22 protein-coding genes and 1 pseudogene are annotated in these 18,230 nt (G+C 42.8%); 14 read left to right on the top strand and 9 right to left on the bottom strand.

The window, feature by feature from the left end:
* Positions 1-25: 25 nt before the first annotated feature.
* Positions 26-427, bottom strand: a complete 402-nt coding sequence (locus AB3F25_RS05315) for a YhcB family protein (protein ID WP_373602855.1) — start codon at positions 425-427, stop codon at positions 26-28.
* Between the two features lie 85 nt (positions 428-512).
* Positions 513-863, bottom strand: a complete 351-nt coding sequence (locus AB3F25_RS05320) for a RidA family protein (protein ID WP_373604336.1) — start codon at positions 861-863, stop codon at positions 513-515.
* Positions 864-974: 111 nt separating this feature from the next.
* Here AB3F25_RS05320 and AB3F25_RS05325 point away from each other — a divergent pair, with 111 nt between their 5' ends.
* The 4 genes from AB3F25_RS05325 (at position 975) to AB3F25_RS05340 (ending at position 5,310) form a co-directional block, all read left to right on the top strand.
* Complete coding sequence (locus AB3F25_RS05325) at positions 975-1,691, top strand: YwiC-like family protein (RefSeq protein ID WP_373602856.1); 717 nt, start codon at positions 975-977, stop codon at positions 1,689-1,691.
* A 2-nt stretch (positions 1,692-1,693) separates the two neighbouring features.
* Complete coding sequence (locus tag AB3F25_RS05330; protein ID WP_373602857.1) at positions 1,694-2,374, top strand: tetratricopeptide repeat protein; 681 nt, start codon at positions 1,694-1,696, stop codon at positions 2,372-2,374.
* A 58-nt stretch (positions 2,375-2,432) separates the two neighbouring features.
* Positions 2,433-4,361, top strand: coding sequence for an LTA synthase family protein (locus tag AB3F25_RS05335; protein ID WP_373602858.1), 1,929 nt, complete (start codon positions 2,433-2,435; stop codon positions 4,359-4,361).
* Between the two features lie 106 nt (positions 4,362-4,467).
* Complete coding sequence (locus AB3F25_RS05340; RefSeq protein WP_373602859.1) at positions 4,468-5,310, top strand: endonuclease/exonuclease/phosphatase family protein; 843 nt, start codon at positions 4,468-4,470, stop codon at positions 5,308-5,310.
* 115 nt (positions 5,311-5,425) lie between these two features.
* On the opposite strand, the gene folK is transcribed toward AB3F25_RS05340, so the two are convergent.
* The 4 genes and pseudogenes from folK to AB3F25_RS05360 all read right to left on the bottom strand — a co-directional run bounded on the left by folK (position 5,426) and on the right by AB3F25_RS05360 (position 7,752).
* Positions 5,426-5,902: a 2-amino-4-hydroxy-6-hydroxymethyldihydropteridine diphosphokinase gene (gene folK / locus AB3F25_RS05345; protein WP_373602860.1), complete on the bottom strand. Its 477-nt coding sequence runs from the start codon at positions 5,900-5,902 to the stop codon at positions 5,426-5,428.
* Positions 5,903-5,905: 3 nt separating this feature from the next.
* Positions 5,906-7,207, bottom strand: coding sequence for a polynucleotide adenylyltransferase PcnB (pcnB, locus tag AB3F25_RS05350; protein ID WP_373604337.1), 1,302 nt, complete (start codon positions 7,205-7,207; stop codon positions 5,906-5,908).
* A gap of 252 nt (positions 7,208-7,459) precedes the next feature.
* Positions 7,460-7,555: pseudogene (locus AB3F25_RS05355) on the bottom strand (IS3 family transposase); the annotation flags it as partial.
* 8 nt (positions 7,556-7,563) lie between these two features.
* The gene (locus AB3F25_RS05360) at positions 7,564-7,752 is read right to left on the bottom strand and encodes a helix-turn-helix domain-containing protein (RefSeq protein WP_373602861.1); all 189 of its coding nucleotides are present in this window, start codon (positions 7,750-7,752) and stop codon (positions 7,564-7,566) included.
* Between the two features lie 204 nt (positions 7,753-7,956).
* Between AB3F25_RS05360 and AB3F25_RS05365 the strand changes: the two genes are divergently transcribed.
* Genes AB3F25_RS05365 through AB3F25_RS05375 form a run of 3 tightly spaced genes read left to right on the top strand, consistent with a single transcriptional unit; the run spans position 7,957 to position 9,717 of the window.
* Positions 7,957-8,625: a CsgG/HfaB family protein gene (locus AB3F25_RS05365; RefSeq protein ID WP_048750344.1), complete on the top strand. Its 669-nt coding sequence runs from the start codon at positions 7,957-7,959 to the stop codon at positions 8,623-8,625.
* A gap of 10 nt (positions 8,626-8,635) precedes the next feature.
* Positions 8,636-9,046 (top strand): DUF4810 domain-containing protein, encoded by a 411-nt coding sequence (locus AB3F25_RS05370; RefSeq protein WP_373602862.1) that lies wholly within the window; start codon positions 8,636-8,638, stop codon positions 9,044-9,046.
* A complete protein-coding gene (locus tag AB3F25_RS05375; protein ID WP_373602863.1) occupies positions 9,043-9,717 on the top strand; it encodes a DUF799 domain-containing protein in 675 nt (224 codons plus the stop codon). Before AB3F25_RS05370 ends, AB3F25_RS05375 begins: the two co-directional genes overlap by 4 nt.
* A gap of 508 nt (positions 9,718-10,225) precedes the next feature.
* On the opposite strand, the gene serS is transcribed toward AB3F25_RS05375, so the two are convergent.
* Positions 10,226-11,515 carry a serine--tRNA ligase gene (gene serS, locus AB3F25_RS05380; RefSeq protein WP_373602864.1) on the bottom strand — a complete coding sequence of 430 codons (1,290 nt, stop codon included), beginning with the start codon at positions 11,513-11,515 and terminating at the stop codon, positions 10,226-10,228.
* Positions 11,516-11,764: 249 nt separating this feature from the next.
* On the opposite strand from serS, the gene AB3F25_RS05385 reads away from it, so the two are divergent.
* A complete protein-coding gene (locus AB3F25_RS05385) occupies positions 11,765-11,983 on the top strand; it encodes a YdcH family protein (RefSeq protein WP_373602865.1) in 219 nt (72 codons plus the stop codon).
* A gap of 63 nt (positions 11,984-12,046) precedes the next feature.
* Here AB3F25_RS05385 and hpt read toward each other — a convergent pair whose 3' ends face one another.
* Both hpt and pmbA read right to left on the bottom strand, forming a co-directional pair.
* On the bottom strand, positions 12,047-12,586 hold the full coding sequence (gene hpt, locus AB3F25_RS05390) for a hypoxanthine phosphoribosyltransferase (protein ID WP_373602866.1): 540 nt from the start codon (positions 12,584-12,586) through the stop codon (positions 12,047-12,049).
* Positions 12,587-12,788: 202 nt separating this feature from the next.
* On the bottom strand, positions 12,789-14,144 hold the full coding sequence (pmbA, locus tag AB3F25_RS05395) for a metalloprotease PmbA (RefSeq protein WP_373602867.1): 1,356 nt from the start codon (positions 14,142-14,144) through the stop codon (positions 12,789-12,791).
* An 88-nt stretch (positions 14,145-14,232) separates the two neighbouring features.
* Between pmbA and yjgA the strand changes: the two genes are divergently transcribed.
* From yjgA to rapZ, 6 genes are all read left to right on the top strand, one after another.
* On the top strand, positions 14,233-14,769 hold the full coding sequence (gene yjgA / locus AB3F25_RS05400; RefSeq protein WP_373602868.1) for a ribosome biogenesis factor YjgA: 537 nt from the start codon (positions 14,233-14,235) through the stop codon (positions 14,767-14,769).
* Positions 14,770-14,849: 80 nt separating this feature from the next.
* A complete protein-coding gene (lptC, locus tag AB3F25_RS05405; protein WP_373602869.1) occupies positions 14,850-15,455 on the top strand; it encodes an LPS export ABC transporter periplasmic protein LptC in 606 nt (201 codons plus the stop codon).
* Positions 15,436-15,951, top strand: coding sequence for a lipopolysaccharide transport periplasmic protein LptA (gene lptA, locus AB3F25_RS05410; RefSeq protein ID WP_373602870.1), 516 nt, complete (start codon positions 15,436-15,438; stop codon positions 15,949-15,951). Before lptC ends, lptA begins: the two co-directional genes overlap by 20 nt.
* A 3-nt stretch (positions 15,952-15,954) precedes the next feature.
* On the top strand, positions 15,955-16,680 hold the full coding sequence (lptB, locus tag AB3F25_RS05415; RefSeq protein ID WP_373602871.1) for an LPS export ABC transporter ATP-binding protein: 726 nt from the start codon (positions 15,955-15,957) through the stop codon (positions 16,678-16,680).
* Positions 16,681-16,682: 2 nt separating this feature from the next.
* Positions 16,683-17,189 carry a PTS IIA-like nitrogen regulatory protein PtsN gene (gene ptsN / locus AB3F25_RS05420; protein WP_373602872.1) on the top strand — a complete coding sequence of 169 codons (507 nt, stop codon included), beginning with the start codon at positions 16,683-16,685 and terminating at the stop codon, positions 17,187-17,189.
* Positions 17,190-17,211: 22 nt separating this feature from the next.
* Positions 17,212-18,078 (top strand): RNase adapter RapZ, encoded by an 867-nt coding sequence (gene rapZ, locus AB3F25_RS05425; RefSeq protein WP_373602873.1) that lies wholly within the window; start codon positions 17,212-17,214, stop codon positions 18,076-18,078.
* Positions 18,079-18,230: the final 152 nt, after the last annotated feature.

An 18,230-nucleotide genomic window follows, 5' to 3' on the forward strand; every position in this document is an offset into this window, starting at 1 on the left:
CTCTGATTAAATTTTATGTGAAAAGTTATGCTTTTTCTTCGTTCGGTTTAAATAAGCCTGAAGAGCCTTCGGAATAATCGCGAGGCGGTTCTTCTTGCGGTTTATCGGCAGCTGTAACTAATTGTTGGGTAAACAAGCCTTTTGGATTTTTGCCGAGCAGGGTGTCAGAAGAATGAGCGTAGTGGCGATAGAGTTTTTGATAATCGCCGATGAGCGTTTTGAACAATTCGGCGCTTTCGGCGAAGTGTTTTTCAAGTTGTACATTTTGCGCTTCAAGTTGCGCTTTCACGTTTTTGAGCTCTGTTTCGGTTTGCATTTGATGTTTAATCGAGCCTTTAGTGAAGCGCGCGATTAAATAGCCGATAAGCATACCGATGATTAAACCGATACTTGCTGCTTGCCACATTTCGGTTGTCCAAAGTTGCATAATTTACTCCTTATGGTTGTTTGTACGGGTGAATTTTACGCCAACTCAATATTTCTTTCTTTGCCACGGATCACAAATTTCACATTTAAACCGCAGCGCTAATCACAATTTCCACTTTCCAGCGCGGATCGGCAAGTTTTGCTTCCACTGTGGCGCGACTCGGCGGATTTGCGCGATCGACCCATTCGTCCCAAGCCTGATTCAGTTCGGCATAATCCTGCATATTCGCCAAAAAAATTTGCGCATTTAAAATGCGACTTTTATGCGAGCCAATTTCCGCTAACAAGTTATCAATCAGTTCAAGTACTTCTTTAGTTTGCGCGTAAGCATTTTGCGCAACCGTCGTTTCCGGCACTTGTCCGGCAAAATAGGCGACGCCGTTATGAACGGATACTTCACAAAAACGGGCGCTTGCTTGAATACGTCGAATTGACATCATTTTCTCCTTCAAGTGTTAATTTGGCGCATTTTAAGAGCCGGTTAAGTCTTTGTAAATCTTACTTTACTAGAGTAGAATGCGCGATAATTATTCTCAACAAATGCTAATATGAAGTTACTTATTTCCAATCAACACGGCGCCATCGTAATGGCATTGTTACCCTTTCTTTACGGTATGCTTTTGACAACCCCTATTTGGGCGCATTTCTTTCTGCTTCTGGCGTGGTTTTCCCTTTATTTGATGACCTATCCTTTCTTAAGTTTGTTCAAAGGCAAAAATTTGGCGGAATATCGTAAATGGACGTTAATCTACGCCGTTGCCACACTGATATTCGCTTTACCCGCATTATTTTATAATTGGCGCATTTTGTATTTTATGTTTGCCATGTTGCCGTTTGTCGCGGTAAATATTTATTACACCAAACAAAAAGACGAACGCAATTTATTAAATGATTTAGCGGGGATCGTTATTTTTGCCCTCGCCGGCATGGGCGCTTATTACTTTTCCGAGCGCGCTTTGGATACCAAAATTTGGTGGGTTGCGGTTTATCCTGCACTCTTTTTTATTGGTACCACGCTTTATGTAAAATCTGTGATGCGCGAACGTAAAAATCCGAAATATTTGCGTGCCTCCATCGTTTTTCATTCGTTTCTCGTCGCATATTTTGCAGCAACCGCACAATATTATCTGGCCGCGGCATTTTTTGTCGCTTGGTTACGCGCCGTTTATTTACCGCGCAAGAAACTTTCCGTTAAGCAAGTCGGTCTCACAGAATTTGCTGTTAGTGCCGTATTCTTTATTTTTCTTTTACTCGAAACCTTATAAATATGAAAAAAATTTCTTTTATTTGTAGCGTACTTTTAAGTGTTTCCGGCCTTTCCCTTGCAGCGCAGACGCCATCATTGAACAGCTCAAACAGCACCGCATTGGAATTAACGGAGCAACAGCGCATGAGTTTGGCGCAGGATTTTGCTAACAAGCAAGATTGGAAATCCGTGTTTGACATTATTCAACCTCTCGCTTTAGAAGGTAACGTGTTGGCGCAAGGCAATCTTGGTATGCTTTACAATCTTGGTCGCGGTGTGCCGAAAGATCAGGAAAAAGCCTATTGGTGGTTTAGTGAGGCGGCCGAACACGGCAGCATTCGTGCGATTAATAATTTAGCGGTGATGTATTACAACGGTGGTTACGTGAAAAAAAACGTCTCGCAAGCAATCAAATTATTCGAAACCAGCGCCAAAGCGAAAGATTTAGACGCGATGTTGATGTTGGCGGAAATTTATTTTAATCAACAAGACAAAGCCAAATCTTTCGAATGGGTGAAAAAAGCCGCCGATTTAAATAATCCGGAAGGGAAGCTTCGTTTGGCGATTTACTACGACGAGGGGATTGGCACGACCGCCAATAAACGTCTCGCCTCGTTGATTTACCGTGAAATTTTAGTGTCCGCAGATGTGCCGGAAGGTATTAAAGCCACTGCGCGGCAACGTTTATTCCGTCTTCGTTAATGCGTGCGGAAGTCGTCGGCGACCGAAAGGACGCCATTTTTAACAAGAAACAAACTCTATGAAAAGCAATCGTTCCCCATTATTCCCGATCTTCATTTTCGTGTTGATCAACTTACTGATTTTTACCTTATCCCGCCTCGGATTATCCCTTTGGCAAGCGGATCGTGTATCTGCCGTCAACGGCTGGGCGGAACTTTTTCTGCAAGGCCTGCGTATCGATATTGTGGCGCTTTGCTATTTATTCGGCGTACCGGCATTGTTTAGCGTGCTGTTTCACCCTAGTCGCCTTTGGACAAAAATCCTTCGGGTGTGGTTAACCGCCGGCAGCGTATTTATTCTTTTTATGGAAATTGCTACGCCGGCTTTTATTGAAACTTACGATTTTCGTCCAAATCGTCTGTTCATCGAATACTTAATTTATCCGAAAGAAGTGTTCAATATGCTGATGGAAGGGCACTTCAATGCGGTGCTGTTTAGCCTACTCAGTACTGTTATCGCGGCGCTAATTTATTGGAAATTATCCGCTTGGGCTGTGAAAAATTTACGTACGATGAGCTGGAAAGTTCGTCCGTTTATTGCTTTATTGGTAATCGCCGTGGCGTTTATCGGTGCGCGTTCCAGTTTCCAACATCGCGGCATTAACCCGGCGATGGTGGCTTTTTCCTCTGATGCATTGGTCAATTCGTTGGTGTTGAATTCCGGTTATTCGGTACTTTACGCCGCACAACAATTTAAAGACGAAGAAAAATCCTCCGAAATGTACGGCAAAATGGATCACGACGAAATGTTGCGTATCCTGAAGGAAAGTCGTGGCCGTCCGCAAAGCGATTACATTTCCGATAAATTCCCGACCTTAACGAAAAATCACGCGACCTATCAAGGCAAGCCAAAAAATATCGTAATTTTGTTGCAAGAAAGTCTCGGTGCGCAATTTATCGGCACTTTAGGCGGCAAACCACTTTCACCGAATATTGATAAATTGGCTGAAGAAGGCTGGTTATTTGAGAACCTTTATGCGACCGGAACGCGCTCTGTACGCGGTATTGAAGCCGTAACCGCAGGTTTTACGCCGACGCCGGCACGTGCCGTGGTGAAGCTTAATAACGCGCAACGCAACTTTTTTACCATCGCGGAATTATTATCTAAACAAGGCTACGACACGTCTTTTATTTACGGCGGCGAAAAGCATTTTGACAATATGGCGAGTTTCTTCTACGGCAACGGTTTTCAAACCATTATTGATCAACAGGACTACCAAAATCCGAAATTCACCGCCACTTGGGGAGTGAGTGATGAGGATTTATTTGACAAAGCCAACGAAACTTTCAGCAAATTACATGATGAAGGCAAACCGTTTTTCAGTTTGGTATTCAGTTCCAGCAACCACGATCCGTTTGAATTTCCGGACGGCAAAATCGAACTGTACGAACAACCGAAAGCAACCCGCAACAACAGTGCAAAATATGCCGATTACGCCGTGGGGCATTTCTTTGAATTGGCGAAAAAATCTAATTACTGGAACGATACCATTTTCTTGGTGATTGCCGACCATGATTCACGCGTAGCGGGTGCCTCTTTAATGCCGATTAAGCATTTTCATATTCCGGCCTTAATTTTAGGCGGTGGTATCGAACCGCGCCGCGACAATCGCTTGGTCAGCCAAATTGATATGCCGACCACCTTACTTTCTTTGGCGGGCGTGAGCGGCAATTATCCGATGATGGGATTTGATTTGACTCAAAATGTCAATCCGGATCGCGCGTTAATGCAGTTTGACCAAACACAAGCGTTAATGAAAGGTAACTATGATGTTGTTATTCAAACCGCAGGCGGTGGTGCCAAAGGCTATCATTATGACAAAGCGAGCGAAAATCTTACTGAAAAAGACGTGCCGGTCGCGATGAAAAAAGAAGCATTGGCGTATGCTTTGTTAGGCAGTTATTTATATAAAAATCGCTTATATCAAATGGGCGATGAGAAGAAGTAGCGGCAAAATAACATAACTGTGCGGCCGGAAGACAAGGGTTTTTCGGCCGCCTTTTTTATCGCCGAACGAAGAGTAGATTTTAGAAATTAGATTTAAGAACAATAAAATGATGAAAAAGCGCAATAAAATTTTGGCGATTTTGCTAACGGCAGGCATTGCCTATGGCGTTTATGCGTTCAGCCAGTTACAGATTTTTGTACCCGCTCGAATTCAAACGGAAATGCCGCTGCAAAATGCATTTAAAGCGAACGGTACGGAATGTTTTAGCGGCTCCAATGCGGTGCCATTTTTAGATCAGAAACGTTTCCGAATGCTGACTTGGAATATTCATAAAGGCGCTGATGCAGGTTGGCAACCGGATTTAGTCCGCTTTTCGCAAGAGCAGGATCTCGTTTTATTACAAGAGGCTGCGCATGAGCAAGTGATTGCGGGATTTCCCGCCACACTTTTGGTGTCGGGTTTTGCTTATCAAGATCAGCTTTTCGGCGTGAAAACTTTTGCGCGTTTTGTACCACAAACTTACTGCGGTTTTGTCCAACGCGAGCCGTGGATCCGTGTTCCGAAAGCGGTCGGTGCGATGACGTTTCCACTTAAAAACGGCAGCGAATTATTAGTGATTAATGTGCATTTAATTAATTTTGAATGGCACCTGACGAACTATCAAAGACAGTTGGAACAAGTTTTTACGCTGATTCGAAAACATCAAGGTGCCGTTATTTTGGCGGGTGATTTTAATGCCTGGAATGCGCAGCGAAAACAGATTATCGATGAATTTGCAATGGCGGCGGGATTGCAAGAAGTAAGGTTTTCTCCCGACCAACGGGTGCGATTTTTAGCTCATCCGTTAGATTATGTATTTGTGCGAGGATTGAAGGTGATTTCAGCTAAAACTGAAAAAGTGCACTCGTCTGATCATGCGCCACTGTGGGTTGAGGTGGAGTTGGATTAAGTTTGGGAAAACGGTTTAGGTGGCGAGCGCAAACAACATTCCATTAAAGCCTTGGCATTGAAACCTTAACATTGAAGCCCCGCGGAACGGGGCTTCAATGCGGTCGTTTTTTTAGTTAGCATTTTTCCATTTGATGAACAGTGAAACGATCGGCCAATTCGGTGAGTTTTTGCCCGTTAGGCAAAATCAGATTCGGTGCAATTTCCGCCAGCGGTACGATCACAAATTCCCGATTATGCATATCGTAATGCGGCACGGTGAGGCGCTCGGTTTGAATGATTTCGTCGCCGTAAAGCAAAATATCCAAATCCAACGTGCGTTCGCCCCACCGCCGTAAGCGTACGCGGCCTTGTTCATTTTCAATTCGTTGCAGTTCGTCCAGCAAGGCAAGCGGGCTCAATGCGGTGCTGATTTCAACTACCGCATTGAGGTAATCAGGTTGATCTTGTGGGCCGAGCGGCTTACTTCGATAGAACGAACTGACCGCCATCAATTGGGTTTGCGGCAATTGCGCCAGCGCGTTGAGCGCGCGTTTAAGTTGTTCAAGCGGCGTATGCAAATTGCTGCCGAGAGCGATATAAGCTATGGCCATTGGTTATTCCGTCGGTTTCTGTTTAGGGCGTTTACGCGGGCGAAAGTATTTTTTCTTTGGCTGTGGGTGCAAACGTTGTTGTTCTTTGACCAGTTGAGTACGTTGCTCGCCGTTGCTGAGCTGAAATTCGTGCCACCATTTCGCCAGCTCCACCGTGTCGCCGCCTTCAATATCGGCGCGCATCATAAGTAAATCGAATGCCGCGCGGAATTTTGGATTTTCCATCGTGCGCATTGGCGCGGCGCCGGTGCGTTTTTGCAACTGCAATTGTAAGAACCAAATCTCACGAATTGTTGCGGTGTGGCGACGCGGTGCGGCAAGGGTGCGACAGAATAAATTTAAAGTTTCTGTACCGGCTAGTGCGTGCGCATCGTGATTGTTTAAACCACCTTCATTTTTTAATACTTCTACTTTTTCGCGTAGTGGATACCAGAAAAATGCGGCGAATAAAAATGCCGGGTTAATGCGTAATTTATCGGCAATGCGCTCGTCAGTAGAAGTCAATGCGGTGCTGATCAGACGTTCCGCGAAGCTGTCTCCTTTTTCCGTGAAATAAGGCACAAGAGCCGGAAAGAGTTGTTCGAACAATCCGTATTGACGCAATAAACGATAGGTTTTAAGACCTTGACCGGCTTGTAATAGTTTTAAACTTTCATCAAATAAACGCGCCGGCGGAATATTTTTCAGTAAATAAGCCAGTTCACGAATCGGTTGTTCGCTTGGTTTTTCAAGGAACATATCGAGTTTCGCCATAAAGCGTATGGAACGCAACATTCGCACCGGATCTTCTTGATAACGGGTTACCGGATCACCAATTAAGCGCAATTTGCCAGCTTTCAGATCTTCAATACCGTTGAAATAGTCGCGCAGCGTATTATTTTGCGGGTCATAATAGAGGGCATTGACGGTAAAATCGCGCCGTTCGGCATCTTGTTCGATGTTGCCGTACACGTTATCGCGCAGCAACATACCGTCATCATTTCGTTTGGCTTGATGTTCGCCTAGTGCATCACTGTGACTGGCGCGGAAGGTCGCGACTTCGATAATATCGCGGCCGAACATAATATGCGCTAAGCGGAAACGGCGTCCTATCAACCGACATTTACGTTGGAAAATTTGTTGAATTTGTTCGGGACGCGCGTTGGTCGCTACGTCGAAATCTTTCGGATGTTTGCCGAGCAATATGTCACGGATACAGCCGCCGACAATATAGGCTTCAAAACCTTGGCGTTGTAATTTATCCACTACGGTCAGCGCATTGCGACTAAAACGTTGCGGGTGAATATTGAAATGTGAGGCGTTAATAACGTGCTTGTCAAAACGAGCAGTTGGTTTGGTCGATTTTTTATCGACATATGGTGCTTTTGATGTTTGCTCAGCTCGTCTAGAAGGTGTTTTTGTTTGGCTAGGTTGTTTTTGAGCTTGTTGAGATTGGGCTTTTTTCTTTTTGCCGAACAAATTTTTGATATAAGTAAGAATAATGTGCTCCGTTTTTTATTAACTGTAAGAAATGCAAAAGTGCGGTCAAATTTGATCTGACCCCAAAAATCCGGACGATTAATTCAAGGACTGACAACGATATTGTATCAGACTCAGTCCTTTTAATTTCAGTTGAATTCGTCGGTGGTTATAGTAATCCAAATAATCCTTCACTGCTTCTACTATTTTCTCTTTTGTTTTAAATTCCTTGCCATAAACATGCCGTTTTTAGTTACCAAAAAACGCTCTATTGCCACATATGCGTTAGAAGGAATATTGTAAAAACCCGTGGCTTCTCTGATACTCATTTTTCCATTCAAAATCGGTTGGAGAGCCTGTAATTTAAATTCTGTTGTGTGATATTTACCCATAAAAAATCTACACCTCAATTGTTGGTTGTTGAGTCCAACTTTTGGAGTGCAGATCATAAGTCTGATAAAAACACCGCTAAAAGATGGTTAACTTACATAAATTCCGCAGAAAATTCGATAGCGAAGGAACAATAAATTCTTTAAAATGCAGCGATCTTGATATTCAGGTCACTTTTTATTCATAAATATATTAAGGATTCTATGATGAAAAAATTCTATCCGGTTTTATTATCAGCAAGTATTTTAGCATTAGCAGGCTGTGCAACTGAAGGCTCCCGTACGGTAGAAGTACAAAAAGTTACCAGCTACAACACAGCGTATCATGGCGTAAAAGCGCCGATTTCCGTCGGTAAATTTGATAACCGTTCAAGCTATCAAAATGGCGTATTCTCCGATGGCGTCGATCAATTAGGAAATCAAGCAAAAACGATTTTAGTTTCTCATTTACAACAATCAGGCCGTTTTAGTGTTTTAGATCGCACCAATATGTCTGAAACTGCAGCAGAAGCGAAAATCAAAGGTAAAAAACAAACCTTAAAAGGCGCAAATTATGTTGTTACCGGTGATGTAACTGAATTTGGCCGTAAAACCGTTGGCGACCAACAATTATTTGGTATTTTAGGTCGCGGAAAACAGCAAGTGGCTTATGCGAAAGTCACCTTAAATATTGTTAACACCCAAACATCCGAAGTGGTTTATTCCGTTCAAGGTGCCGGCGAATACAATCTTTCCAACCGTGAAGTATTAGGCTTTGGCGGTACATCAGGATACGACTCTACACTCAATGGTAAAGTGTTAGATTTAGCTATTCGTGAAGCGGTAAACAACCTTGTTTCAGGTGTTGAAGCCGGTCAATGGAAACCGGCTAATTAAGGGTTAGAGGATGAAGAAATTAACACTTCTCGCTTGTTTGTCTGCCGTCGCTGTCTTGACGGCTTGTTCATCAGGGAACAAACAACACTCGCTCTACACTTGGAATGGTGATGTTTACCCTTCTTCTGTTTATCAATACCTAACACAAGAAGGTGATCCGCAAGAACAATTGCAAAAATTAGAAGAACTGGCTCAACCGGATGGCGGTAACAAAGTACCACCCGGTTTATACGCACAAATTGGACTTCTTTATGGGCAATTAGGCAATCCGGGAAAAATGGCTGAATCTTATCAAAAAGAAATGAGCCTGTTTCCTGAATCGACGCAATACATCAATTTCCTGTTAAATAAAGGAAAAAAAATAGAGCCAGCCCAAGAAAATCGCGCAAATAAAAAAGCGAAAAAAGGAGAGAAAAAATGAGAAAAATTTCACTCTATTTAGCAATGGCTTGCGCATTTTTGCTTTCTGCGTGTTCTGGAATGAAGTCAACGCCGTATGACTATACCAACTATTTAGAGAGTAAACCTCGCTCTATTTTAGTATTGCTTCCAACCGATACGACCAATGATGTAAAAAGCTCCCCAGCTGTATTGGCGCAGGCTATCTCGCCATTGGCTGAAAATGGTTACTATGTTTTTCCACCGGCTCTTGTCTATCAAACCTTTAAAAATAACGGGTTAACACAAGCGCAAGAAATTCATAACGTCAACCCACAAAAATTACGCGATATTTTTGGTGCGGATGCCGTGCTCTACATTAATGTGGACGACTACGGTGTGAATTACCAAGTATTCGACAGTGTGACCAGAGTGAAAGTGAGTGGCAAACTCGTTGACTTACGCAATGGTAAAACATTATGGGAAGGTAAAGGTTATGCGGACGATGCTGAAAGCAATAACAACGGTAATGCGCTTGCTATGCTGGTGACCGCAGTCGTTAAACAGATTGTCAATAACGTGTCTGATAAAGGATATAAAGTGGCAGGATGGGCAACCGGAAATATGTTAGGTCGTTCTTGTAATGGTTGCTTGCTTTACGGCCCAAGACATCCATCATACGGACAAGATCCTCAATTAAAGATGCCTAAATAATCCCCTCTCCATAAACCAAAGGCTGATTTCGACACACTGTCAAAATCAGCCTTTTTTAATGAATAAATGCGGTCCGTTTTCAAAATGTTTTTCTGGATTGAAAAACGCCTCAAAAATTAATCTATCCCCCAAAAAGTTAGACGATTACTTAAAGGACTGTTTTCGATAATTTTTAATTTCAGTTGAATTCGTCAGTGGTTATAGTAATCCAAATAATCCTTCACTTCTTCTACTATTTTCTCTTTTGTTTTAAATTCCTTGCCATAAACATGCCATTTTTAGTTGCCCCAAAAATGCTCCATTGCCACATATGCGTTAGAAGGAATATTGTAAAAACCCGTGGCTTCTCTGATACTCATTTTTCCATTCAAAATAGGTTGGAGAGCCTATAATTTAAATTCTGTTGTGTGATATTTACCCATAAAAAATCTGCACCTCAATTGTTGGTTGTTGAATCCAACTTTTGGAGTGCAGATCAGAATTCACCGCATTTTTATTTTACTGGCAATTATTTGCTAATCACTTCCAAGCCTCCCATATACGGACGCAGAACTTCAGGTACGGTAATTGAGCCGTCTTCATTTTGATAATTTTCAAGTACAGCGACTAACGTACGACCGACTGCCAAACCCGAGCCATTTAAAGTGTGTACCAAACGGGTTTTCTTATCACCTTTGGCTTTGCAACGCGCTTGCATACGACGCGCTTGGAAGTCCCACATATTAGAGCAAGAAGAAATTTCACGATATGTATTTTGTGCCGGCACCCATACTTCTAAATCATAGGTTTTACAAGAACCGAACCCCATGTCACCGGTGCAAAGTAGCACTTTACGATATGGAAGATTTAACAATTGCAACACTTTTTCTGCATGGCCGGTAAGCTCTTCCAAAGCTTCCATAGATTTATCCGGATCAACGATTTGTACCATTTCTACTTTGTCAAATTGATGCATACGAATTAAACCACGCGTATCGCGTCCGTAAGAACCCGCTTCAGAACGGAAACATGGCGTGTGAGCAGTCATTTTGATTGGCAATTCCGCTTCATCGATAATCACATCGCGCACTAAATTGGTAACAGGCACTTCGGCGGTTGGAATCAGTGCGTAAGGTTGTTCGCCTTCAAGCGCGTTGGTATGAAACAAATCTTCGCCGAATTTCGGTAATTGCCCTGTGCCGTAAAGGGTCGCGTGATTCACCAAATAAGGTACGTAAGTTTCTAAATAGCCGTGTTGTTCAGTATGTAAATCCAACATAAATTGCGCCAATGCACGATGCATTTTGGCGATTTGCCCTTTCATCACGGCAAAACGCGCACCGGCTAATTTGGCGCCAGCAGCGAAATCCAAGCCTTCCGCCAGTTCGCCCAAGGTGACGTGATCTTTAATTTCAAAATTAAAGGTACGCGGCACGCCCCAACGTAAAATTTCAAAGTTTTCCGTGTCATCTTTACCGAGTGGCACTTCCTCTGCCGGCAGATTCGGAATACTTAATGCAATTTTGTTGATCTCTAACAGCACCGCATCCAATTGCGTTTTCGCCTCATTTAATCGATTCCCCATATCGTCCACTTCAGCGAGTAATGGCGCGATATCTTCGCCGCGCCCTTTGGCAGCCCCAATCGCTTTCGAACGCGTATTGCGCTCCGCCTGCAAAGTTTCGGTTTGTACTTGAAGCGCTTTACGTTGCTCTTCTAAAGCGATGAGTTTTTCGGTATCCAAAATGAAATTACGTTTGATTTTTAATTTTTCTGCCGTTTCCGCTAAATTATTGCGAAGTAAATTCGGATCGATCATGATATTTTTCCTTACATTTCGTTGAAATAAAAATGCGGTTATTCTATCGTGAATTGGTAAAATAAACCAGTTAAAAGCCTTTTAATAACAAGGATTTTATAAAATATACGGCATGCATTAATCATTTTTGCTTGTCCCCATCAAACCACTTTATTTTGTGATCCGGTTCAAACTTTTAAGATTTCATTCTGTTAATTTTTTGTAAAAGGAGTAAAGTGAAGCCAGTTTTAACTAGCACAGGAGCTTGCCATGTTTCCCGAATTTAGAGATTTAATCACTAAACTTAAAAATACCGATGCCTATTTTGATCGTTTATTTGAAAAACATAACGAATTGGATCATGAAATTAAAAGCAAAGAAGAAAACATTCAACTTGCAACTCATACAGAAATTGAGATCTTGAAAAAAGAGAAATTACGGATTAAAGACGAACTTTATGCTTATTTAAGAAAAAAAGCGGCTGAATGAGGATATTTGAATAACAAAAATGCGCTTAATTTTTAAGCGCATTTTTTATTATCCGTTTTCGCATTATTCTTCTAAAATAACTTTGCCGATATAGCCAAGATGACGATGACGTTGTGCATAATCAATACCGTAGCCCACCACAAATTCATCGGGAATCTCAAAACCGACCCATTCCACCGGCACCTGCACTTCACGCCGCGACGGCTTATCCAGTAAAGTACAAATAGCCAAACTTGCCGGTTCGCGTAAATTCAAAATTTCACGTACTTTTTCCAACGTATAGCCGGTGTCGATAATATCTTCCACAATAAGTACGTGTTCGCCACGAATATCACCTTCCAAATCTTTGCTAATTCTTACATCATGATTAGTCGTCATTCCGCTACCGTAGCTCGATGTAGTCATAAATTCAATTTCAATGGGCAATTTCAGTTCGCGCACCAGATCCGCCATAAACATGAACGAACCGCGTAGTAATCCTACCACGATGAGTTTATTAATTTGTTTTGCTTGATAAAAAGCCGTAATTTCTTCGCCTAATGCAACAATACGTGACTTTACGTCCTCTTCCGAAATCAACACATCAACATGATGTTTTTTCATTTTATTTCCTTTTTAGGTAATGAGAGCAATCGGTGGACATTTTACAAAAAAAAAGCTGAAGTTTAAACTTTCAGCCTTTTTAACCCTAACGAATTTACTTTCTACTCTACCTGTCGGAGCAATCTGCAATCGCTACTGAACAGATGCGACCATACTAACAGAAAAGAACTTATTGTCAATAAGAATTATTCTCAATTTTAAATTAATTTCCCGAAATCTTCATTTTATCCAATAAAATCGAACCGGTTTGAATGTTGGAGCGATGCTCAATATCGTCGCCAACAGCAAGCATATTTTTCAACATATCTTGCAATCGTCCGGCGATGGTGATTTCTGCTACGGGATATTGAATTTCACCATTTTCTACCCAAAAACCGGAAGCACCCCGGGAATAATCGCCGGTTACGATATTCACCCCCTGCCCCATCACATCAGTGACTAACAAACCACTGCCCATTTCGCGCAAAAGAGCACTTAATCCGCCAGTTAAATTAGGTTGTACCAACCAGTTATGAATACCGCCGGCGTGCCCGTTACTTTGCATACCAAGTTTTTTACCGCTGTAATGGGTTAATAAATAGGTTTGCAGCACGCCATCTTGTACGATTTCCATATTTTGTGTGCGCACGCCTTCACTATCAAATGGCGTCGATGCCAAGCGACGTAATAAATGCGGACGTTCACTAAGGTTAAACCAACTCGGTAATAATCGTTCGCCCAATTTATCTAACAGAAAACTCGAATTACGGTACAAACTGCCACCGCTAATTGCTGCGGCAAAGTGAGACATAAGGCCGGTCGCCACATCATTTAAGAAAATCACCGGCACTTCACGCGTGCTGAGTTTTTGCGGATTTAAGCGTGCCAGTACTTTTTCCGCACAATTTTTACCCACCCAAATCGGCGAACACAATTTGTCGAATTCGCGCGAGACCGTATATTCATAATCGTTCTCTAAGGCATCTTGCACGCCGCCGATGACAGAACAAGACAATGAATAACGGCTGGACAAATAACTTTGCAGCATCCCGTGCGTATTGCCGTACACACGCACGCCGCAGTGCGAATTGAAACTCGCGCCATTACTGTTCACAATGCGTTCATCAGCTTCCAATGCGGTGCTCTCAGCGAGTCTCGCCAGTTCCGCAGCATGTTCCACGTTCACTTCGGCAGCGTGATACAGTGCTAAATCCGGCGCCTCAAATGCCATCAATTCTTTTTCGGCTAAGCCTGCACAGTCGTCAGGAGAAGTATATTTGGCAATCGCCAATGCAGCTTCAATTGCATTTTTAATTGCGCGTTTGCTTAAATCAGAAGTTGATGCATTGCCTTTTTGTTGTCCTAAATAAACGGAAATACCTAGCGCGCCATCATTGGTAAATTCGACATTTTCGATTTCCTGCAAACGGGTAGAAACGGACAAACCGCTCACTTTAGTGACGCTCACTTCTGCCGTTGCGCCTGCTTTTTGCGCAGTCTCAAGAGCAAAACTCACCGCATCGCGTAAATCTTGTTGTTGCGCCTTCAAAAGTGCGGTCTGATTTTCAACTGTTTTCATAAGTTTACCCCGGTAAAAATTTGCCGCATTTTATCTTATTTCCAAAGTTTATGCTAAAATGCGCGCCAAATTTCAAAAAAGGAATGACATGGCAAAAGGCAAAAAGAAAGACGTTTTTGATTGGGAAGATGAAGAGCAAGAAGAAATCATTTGGGTCAGTAAAAGCGAAATCAAACGTGATGCGGAGGAGCTCAAACAACTCGGTGAAAAACTGGTGAACTTAACCAAAGCCAATCTGACTAAAATGCCGCTTGACGATTCTTTACTGGATGCAGTGGAACTGGCTCAACGCTTGCAAAAAGAAGCGCGCCGCCGCCAGTTGCAGTATATCGGTAAATTATTACGCGGTATGGATGTGGAGCCAATTCGTGAAGCCCTTGCCAAAATTGAAAACAAACATAATCAACAACAAGCGATGCTGCATAAATTGGAAAAAGTACGCGACGAATTGGTGGAAAAAGGCGATGCAGCACTCACCAACTTATTGAACGATTATCCGAAAGCAGATCGCCAACAACTACGTAATTTAATACGTGCCGCGCAAAAGGAACAAGCGCAAAACAAGCCTTCCAAAGCTTATCGTGAAATTTATCAAATATTAAAAACGTTGATGCTGACAGATTAACCCTACCGACCGGGCATCTTTGGGTTTAACCGTAAAAAGTATGGTTTGTCACTCTTTTGAACAGGATTTAAACATTTTTTATGAATATTCGTTGGAATAGCGTTCTTGGTCTCGCCTCGCTGTGTTTACTAGGTTGGTATTATTCGCTTAATCAAGACGACAGCGATTTGCAAAGCTTGGTTAAAACGCCGGACAGCCCGGATTATATCGGTAATAAGATGGAAACTACCGTTTTTTCACCGGAAGGTAAAAAACAATATTTAGCCTTTTCCGAGAAAGTGGAACATTTCGGCCAAAACGGTAAAACTAACTTTACTGCGCCGTTGGTTTATCTGTTCAATTTTCCCGCCGATAATTCCGTGCCAAAAAATGAGTCGGCTAAATTACCGGAAACGCAAAGTTGGAAATTAAGCGCACTGAATGCGGTGCTCACCAGAGACGAGATGCTTTATCTAACAGGCGATGTGGTGGTGGAAAGTTTGACGCCGGCTTCCCGTCTGCAACGTATTGAAACCGAATCGGCGACGGTAAATTTAAAAACACAAGATATTACATCGAACGAAGCCGTTAAAATCAATGGACAAAATTTTAATTCCACCGGTTTAAAAATGGTCGGAAATTTACGCCAGCAAGCGGCAACCTTAAAGGAACAAGTAAAAACATATTATGAAATTAGCAAACCGTAAACTTCTTCTCATTTCCACTTTGATGATGACTTCCCTTTCTGCTTTCGCCTTAAGAGAAGATTCCAATCAACCAATTAATATCGTGTCGGATAATCAATCCCTAGACATGGAAAGCAGCGTAGTAACATTCACCGATAATGTGGTGATTACTCAAGGTTCAATTTTAATTAACGCCAATAAAGTGGTAATCACCCGTCCGGCAACAAATTCCGGCAACAAAGAAACCGTGGAAGCATTCGGCAATCCGGTGACCTTCCACCAAGTCATGGACGATGGCAAACCGGTGGATGGTAAAGCGAACAAAGTGCACTACGATCTTGGTAGCGAGTTCTTAACACTAACCGGCAATGCGGAGTTAAAACAGCTTGATAGCAAAATTAACGGCGAACGTATTACTTATGATGTGAAAAAACAGCAGTTAAAGGCTAACGGCGGTAAATCTCGCGTACAAACACTGCTGATTCCAGCCCAATTACAACAAAAAGGGACGAAATAATCGATGTCTGTTTTACATGCGGAATTTCTCGCAAAAAGTTATAAAAGCCGCAAAGTGGTTTCCGATGTCAGCCTGACCGTACATTCCAATGAAATCGTCGGCTTACTCGGACCGAATGGTGCAGGCAAAACCACTACTTTCTATATGGTTGTGGGATTGGTTCGTCAAGACGAAGGCAAAATCGTCATTGACGGTGAAGATATTAGTTTCCTTCCGATGCATAGTCGCGCGCAACGTGGAATCGGTTATCTACCTCAAGAAGCCTCTATTTTTCGTCGCTTAAGCGTTTACGATAACTTAATGGCAGTATTAGAAATCCGTAAAGATCTCACGCCTGAGCAACGTCGAGAAAGAGCGGATGAGTTAATCGAAGAATTTAATATCGGTCACATTCGTGACAGCCTTGGGCAAGCGCTTTCCGGCGGGGAACGGCGTCGTGTGGAAATCGCGCGCGCACTGGCGGCAAACCCAAAATTCATTTTGTTAGACGAGCCCTTCGCCGGTGTTGATCCGATTTCTGTCACCGACATTAAGAAAATCATCACTGATTTACGCAATCGCGGTTTGGGCGTATTAATCACCGACCACAATGTGCGCGAAACCCTAGACGTGTGCGAACGCGCTTATATTGTAGGCGAAGGCAAAATTATTGCCACCGGTACACCGCAAGAAGTGATGAATGACGAGCACGTGAAACGCGTATATCTCGGTGAACAATTTAAATTATAAAGATGAAATTAACCGAACTCTTTCGCCCTGAAAATATCCGTCAGGGCGTTTGCTTTTCCAGCAAAAAACGACTTTTCGAATCCATTGCAAATTTCGTAACGGAACAAATGCATTGTGGTGACAAAGGCGAACAAGCTTGTTTTGAATGCTTATTTAACCGTGAAAAACTCGGCAATTCGGGCCTTGGCAACGGTGTTGCCATGCCGAAAGCGAAAATGCCGAGCGGCACCACCAATGCCCCCATCGCTGTTTTTATGCAATTGGCACAACCGATTGATTATGATGCGCCGGACGGTAAACCGGTAGATTTGATCTTCGCCATACTGGTGCCGGAAGAACAATGCCAAAATTATATTCCGGTGCTTTCCGATTTAACGGAAAAGCTCGCCGACAAAAACTTTCTGAAACAATTACGTTCGGCTCAAAATACGGACGAAATTTGGCAAATTTTTGAAATTGCCGATCAAACTGAAAAATCGACAGTTTCCGACGAGAAACAAACCGCTTAATCGCATATCTTGAGAGGTTTTTATGGAAATTATCATTATCAGCGGCCGCTCCGGCGCCGGAAAATCTGTGGCATTACGCGCATTAGAGGATATGGGCTATTACTGTGTGGATAATCTTCCTCTAGACTTACTGCCGCAACTTGCCGATATTCTCGCTAAAACTCAAAGTGCGGTGGCTATCAGTCTGGATATTCGCAATTTGCCCGATTCGACTCATTCGTTGAATCAAATCCTAAATGATATTCAGCAACAGTACGCCACTAAAATTATTTTCTTAGATTCCGACCGTAGTACACTGATCCGTCGCTACAGCGATTCGCGCCGTTTGCATCCGCTTTCCAGTAAAGATCTTTCTCTTGAAGCCGCAATTGATGCCGAATATCAACAACTCGAACTGCTGGTTCAACACGCAAATTTGATTATTGATACCACGCATATTTCTACCCACACTTTGGCAGAGCGCTTGCGCGAATTTTTACGCGGCAACAAGGATAAAGAGCTCAAAATTATCGTAGAATCTTTCGGTTTCAAATATGGTATTCCGCTTGATGCAGACTATGTGTTTGATGTGCGTTTTTTACCGAACCCGCACTGGGATCCGGCACTTCGTCCGATGACCGGCTTAGATGCACCGGTCGCAGATTTTTTGAACAGCCATACGGAAGTGAACGAATTTATTTATCTCACCCGAAACTACATTGAAACATGGTTGCCGATGTTGGAAAAAAACAACCGCAGCTATTTAACCATCGCGATTGGTTGCACCGGAGGCAAACACCGCTCCGTGTATATCGCCCAACAAATCGGCGAATATTTTCAAGCCAAAGGGAAAAACGTACAGATTCAGCATAAATCTCTTGAACGGCAAAAAAGTAAGACACAAGCCTAAAATAAAAAATAGGCTAAATCCTTTATAAATCAACAAATTAATTTATTCGTGCCTTCGCCGCAAAAGCGATACTGAAGACTCACAGCGAAGAGTGAAATCAGCACCGCATTGGAGCCAGTTCCAATGCGGTGCTATTTTGGCATCACGCTTAT

The sequence above is a fragment of the Aggregatibacter sp. HMT-949 genome (assembly GCF_041734645.1).
Classification (GTDB): Bacteria; Pseudomonadota; Gammaproteobacteria; order Enterobacterales; family Pasteurellaceae; genus Rodentibacter.

Excerpts from the sequence above, each read along its gene's own strand:
- AB3F25_RS05315 (WP_373602855.1), bottom strand. The coding sequence starts at position 427 with ATGCAACTTTGGACAACCGAAATGTGGCAAGCAGCAAGTATCGGTTTA.
- AB3F25_RS05320 (WP_373604336.1), bottom strand. The coding sequence starts at position 863 with ATGTCAATTCGACGTATTCAAGCAAGCGCCCGTTTTTGTGAAGTATCC.
- AB3F25_RS05325 (WP_373602856.1), top strand. The coding sequence starts at position 975 with ATGAAGTTACTTATTTCCAATCAACACGGCGCCATCGTAATGGCATTG.
- AB3F25_RS05330 (WP_373602857.1), top strand. The coding sequence starts at position 1,694 with ATGAAAAAAATTTCTTTTATTTGTAGCGTACTTTTAAGTGTTTCCGGC.
- AB3F25_RS05335 (WP_373602858.1), top strand. The coding sequence starts at position 2,433 with ATGAAAAGCAATCGTTCCCCATTATTCCCGATCTTCATTTTCGTGTTG.
- AB3F25_RS05340 (WP_373602859.1), top strand. The coding sequence starts at position 4,468 with ATGATGAAAAAGCGCAATAAAATTTTGGCGATTTTGCTAACGGCAGGC.
- folK (WP_373602860.1), bottom strand. The coding sequence starts at position 5,902 with ATGGCCATAGCTTATATCGCTCTCGGCAGCAATTTGCATACGCCGCTT.
- AB3F25_RS05360 (WP_373602861.1), bottom strand. The coding sequence starts at position 7,752 with ATGGGTAAATATCACACAACAGAATTTAAATTACAGGCTCTCCAACCG.
- AB3F25_RS05365 (WP_048750344.1), top strand. The coding sequence starts at position 7,957 with ATGAAAAAATTCTATCCGGTTTTATTATCAGCAAGTATTTTAGCATTA.
- AB3F25_RS05370 (WP_373602862.1), top strand. The coding sequence starts at position 8,636 with ATGAAGAAATTAACACTTCTCGCTTGTTTGTCTGCCGTCGCTGTCTTG.
- AB3F25_RS05375 (WP_373602863.1), top strand. The coding sequence starts at position 9,043 with ATGAGAAAAATTTCACTCTATTTAGCAATGGCTTGCGCATTTTTGCTT.
- serS (WP_373602864.1), bottom strand. The coding sequence starts at position 11,515 with ATGATCGATCCGAATTTACTTCGCAATAATTTAGCGGAAACGGCAGAA.
- AB3F25_RS05385 (WP_373602865.1), top strand. The coding sequence starts at position 11,765 with ATGTTTCCCGAATTTAGAGATTTAATCACTAAACTTAAAAATACCGAT.
- hpt (WP_373602866.1), bottom strand. The coding sequence starts at position 12,586 with ATGAAAAAACATCATGTTGATGTGTTGATTTCGGAAGAGGACGTAAAG.
- pmbA (WP_373602867.1), bottom strand. The coding sequence starts at position 14,144 with ATGAAAACAGTTGAAAATCAGACCGCACTTTTGAAGGCGCAACAACAA.
- yjgA (WP_373602868.1), top strand. The coding sequence starts at position 14,233 with ATGGCAAAAGGCAAAAAGAAAGACGTTTTTGATTGGGAAGATGAAGAG.
- lptC (WP_373602869.1), top strand. The coding sequence starts at position 14,850 with ATGAATATTCGTTGGAATAGCGTTCTTGGTCTCGCCTCGCTGTGTTTA.
- lptA (WP_373602870.1), top strand. The coding sequence starts at position 15,436 with ATGAAATTAGCAAACCGTAAACTTCTTCTCATTTCCACTTTGATGATG.
- lptB (WP_373602871.1), top strand. The coding sequence starts at position 15,955 with ATGTCTGTTTTACATGCGGAATTTCTCGCAAAAAGTTATAAAAGCCGC.
- ptsN (WP_373602872.1), top strand. The coding sequence starts at position 16,683 with ATGAAATTAACCGAACTCTTTCGCCCTGAAAATATCCGTCAGGGCGTT.
- rapZ (WP_373602873.1), top strand. The coding sequence starts at position 17,212 with ATGGAAATTATCATTATCAGCGGCCGCTCCGGCGCCGGAAAATCTGTG.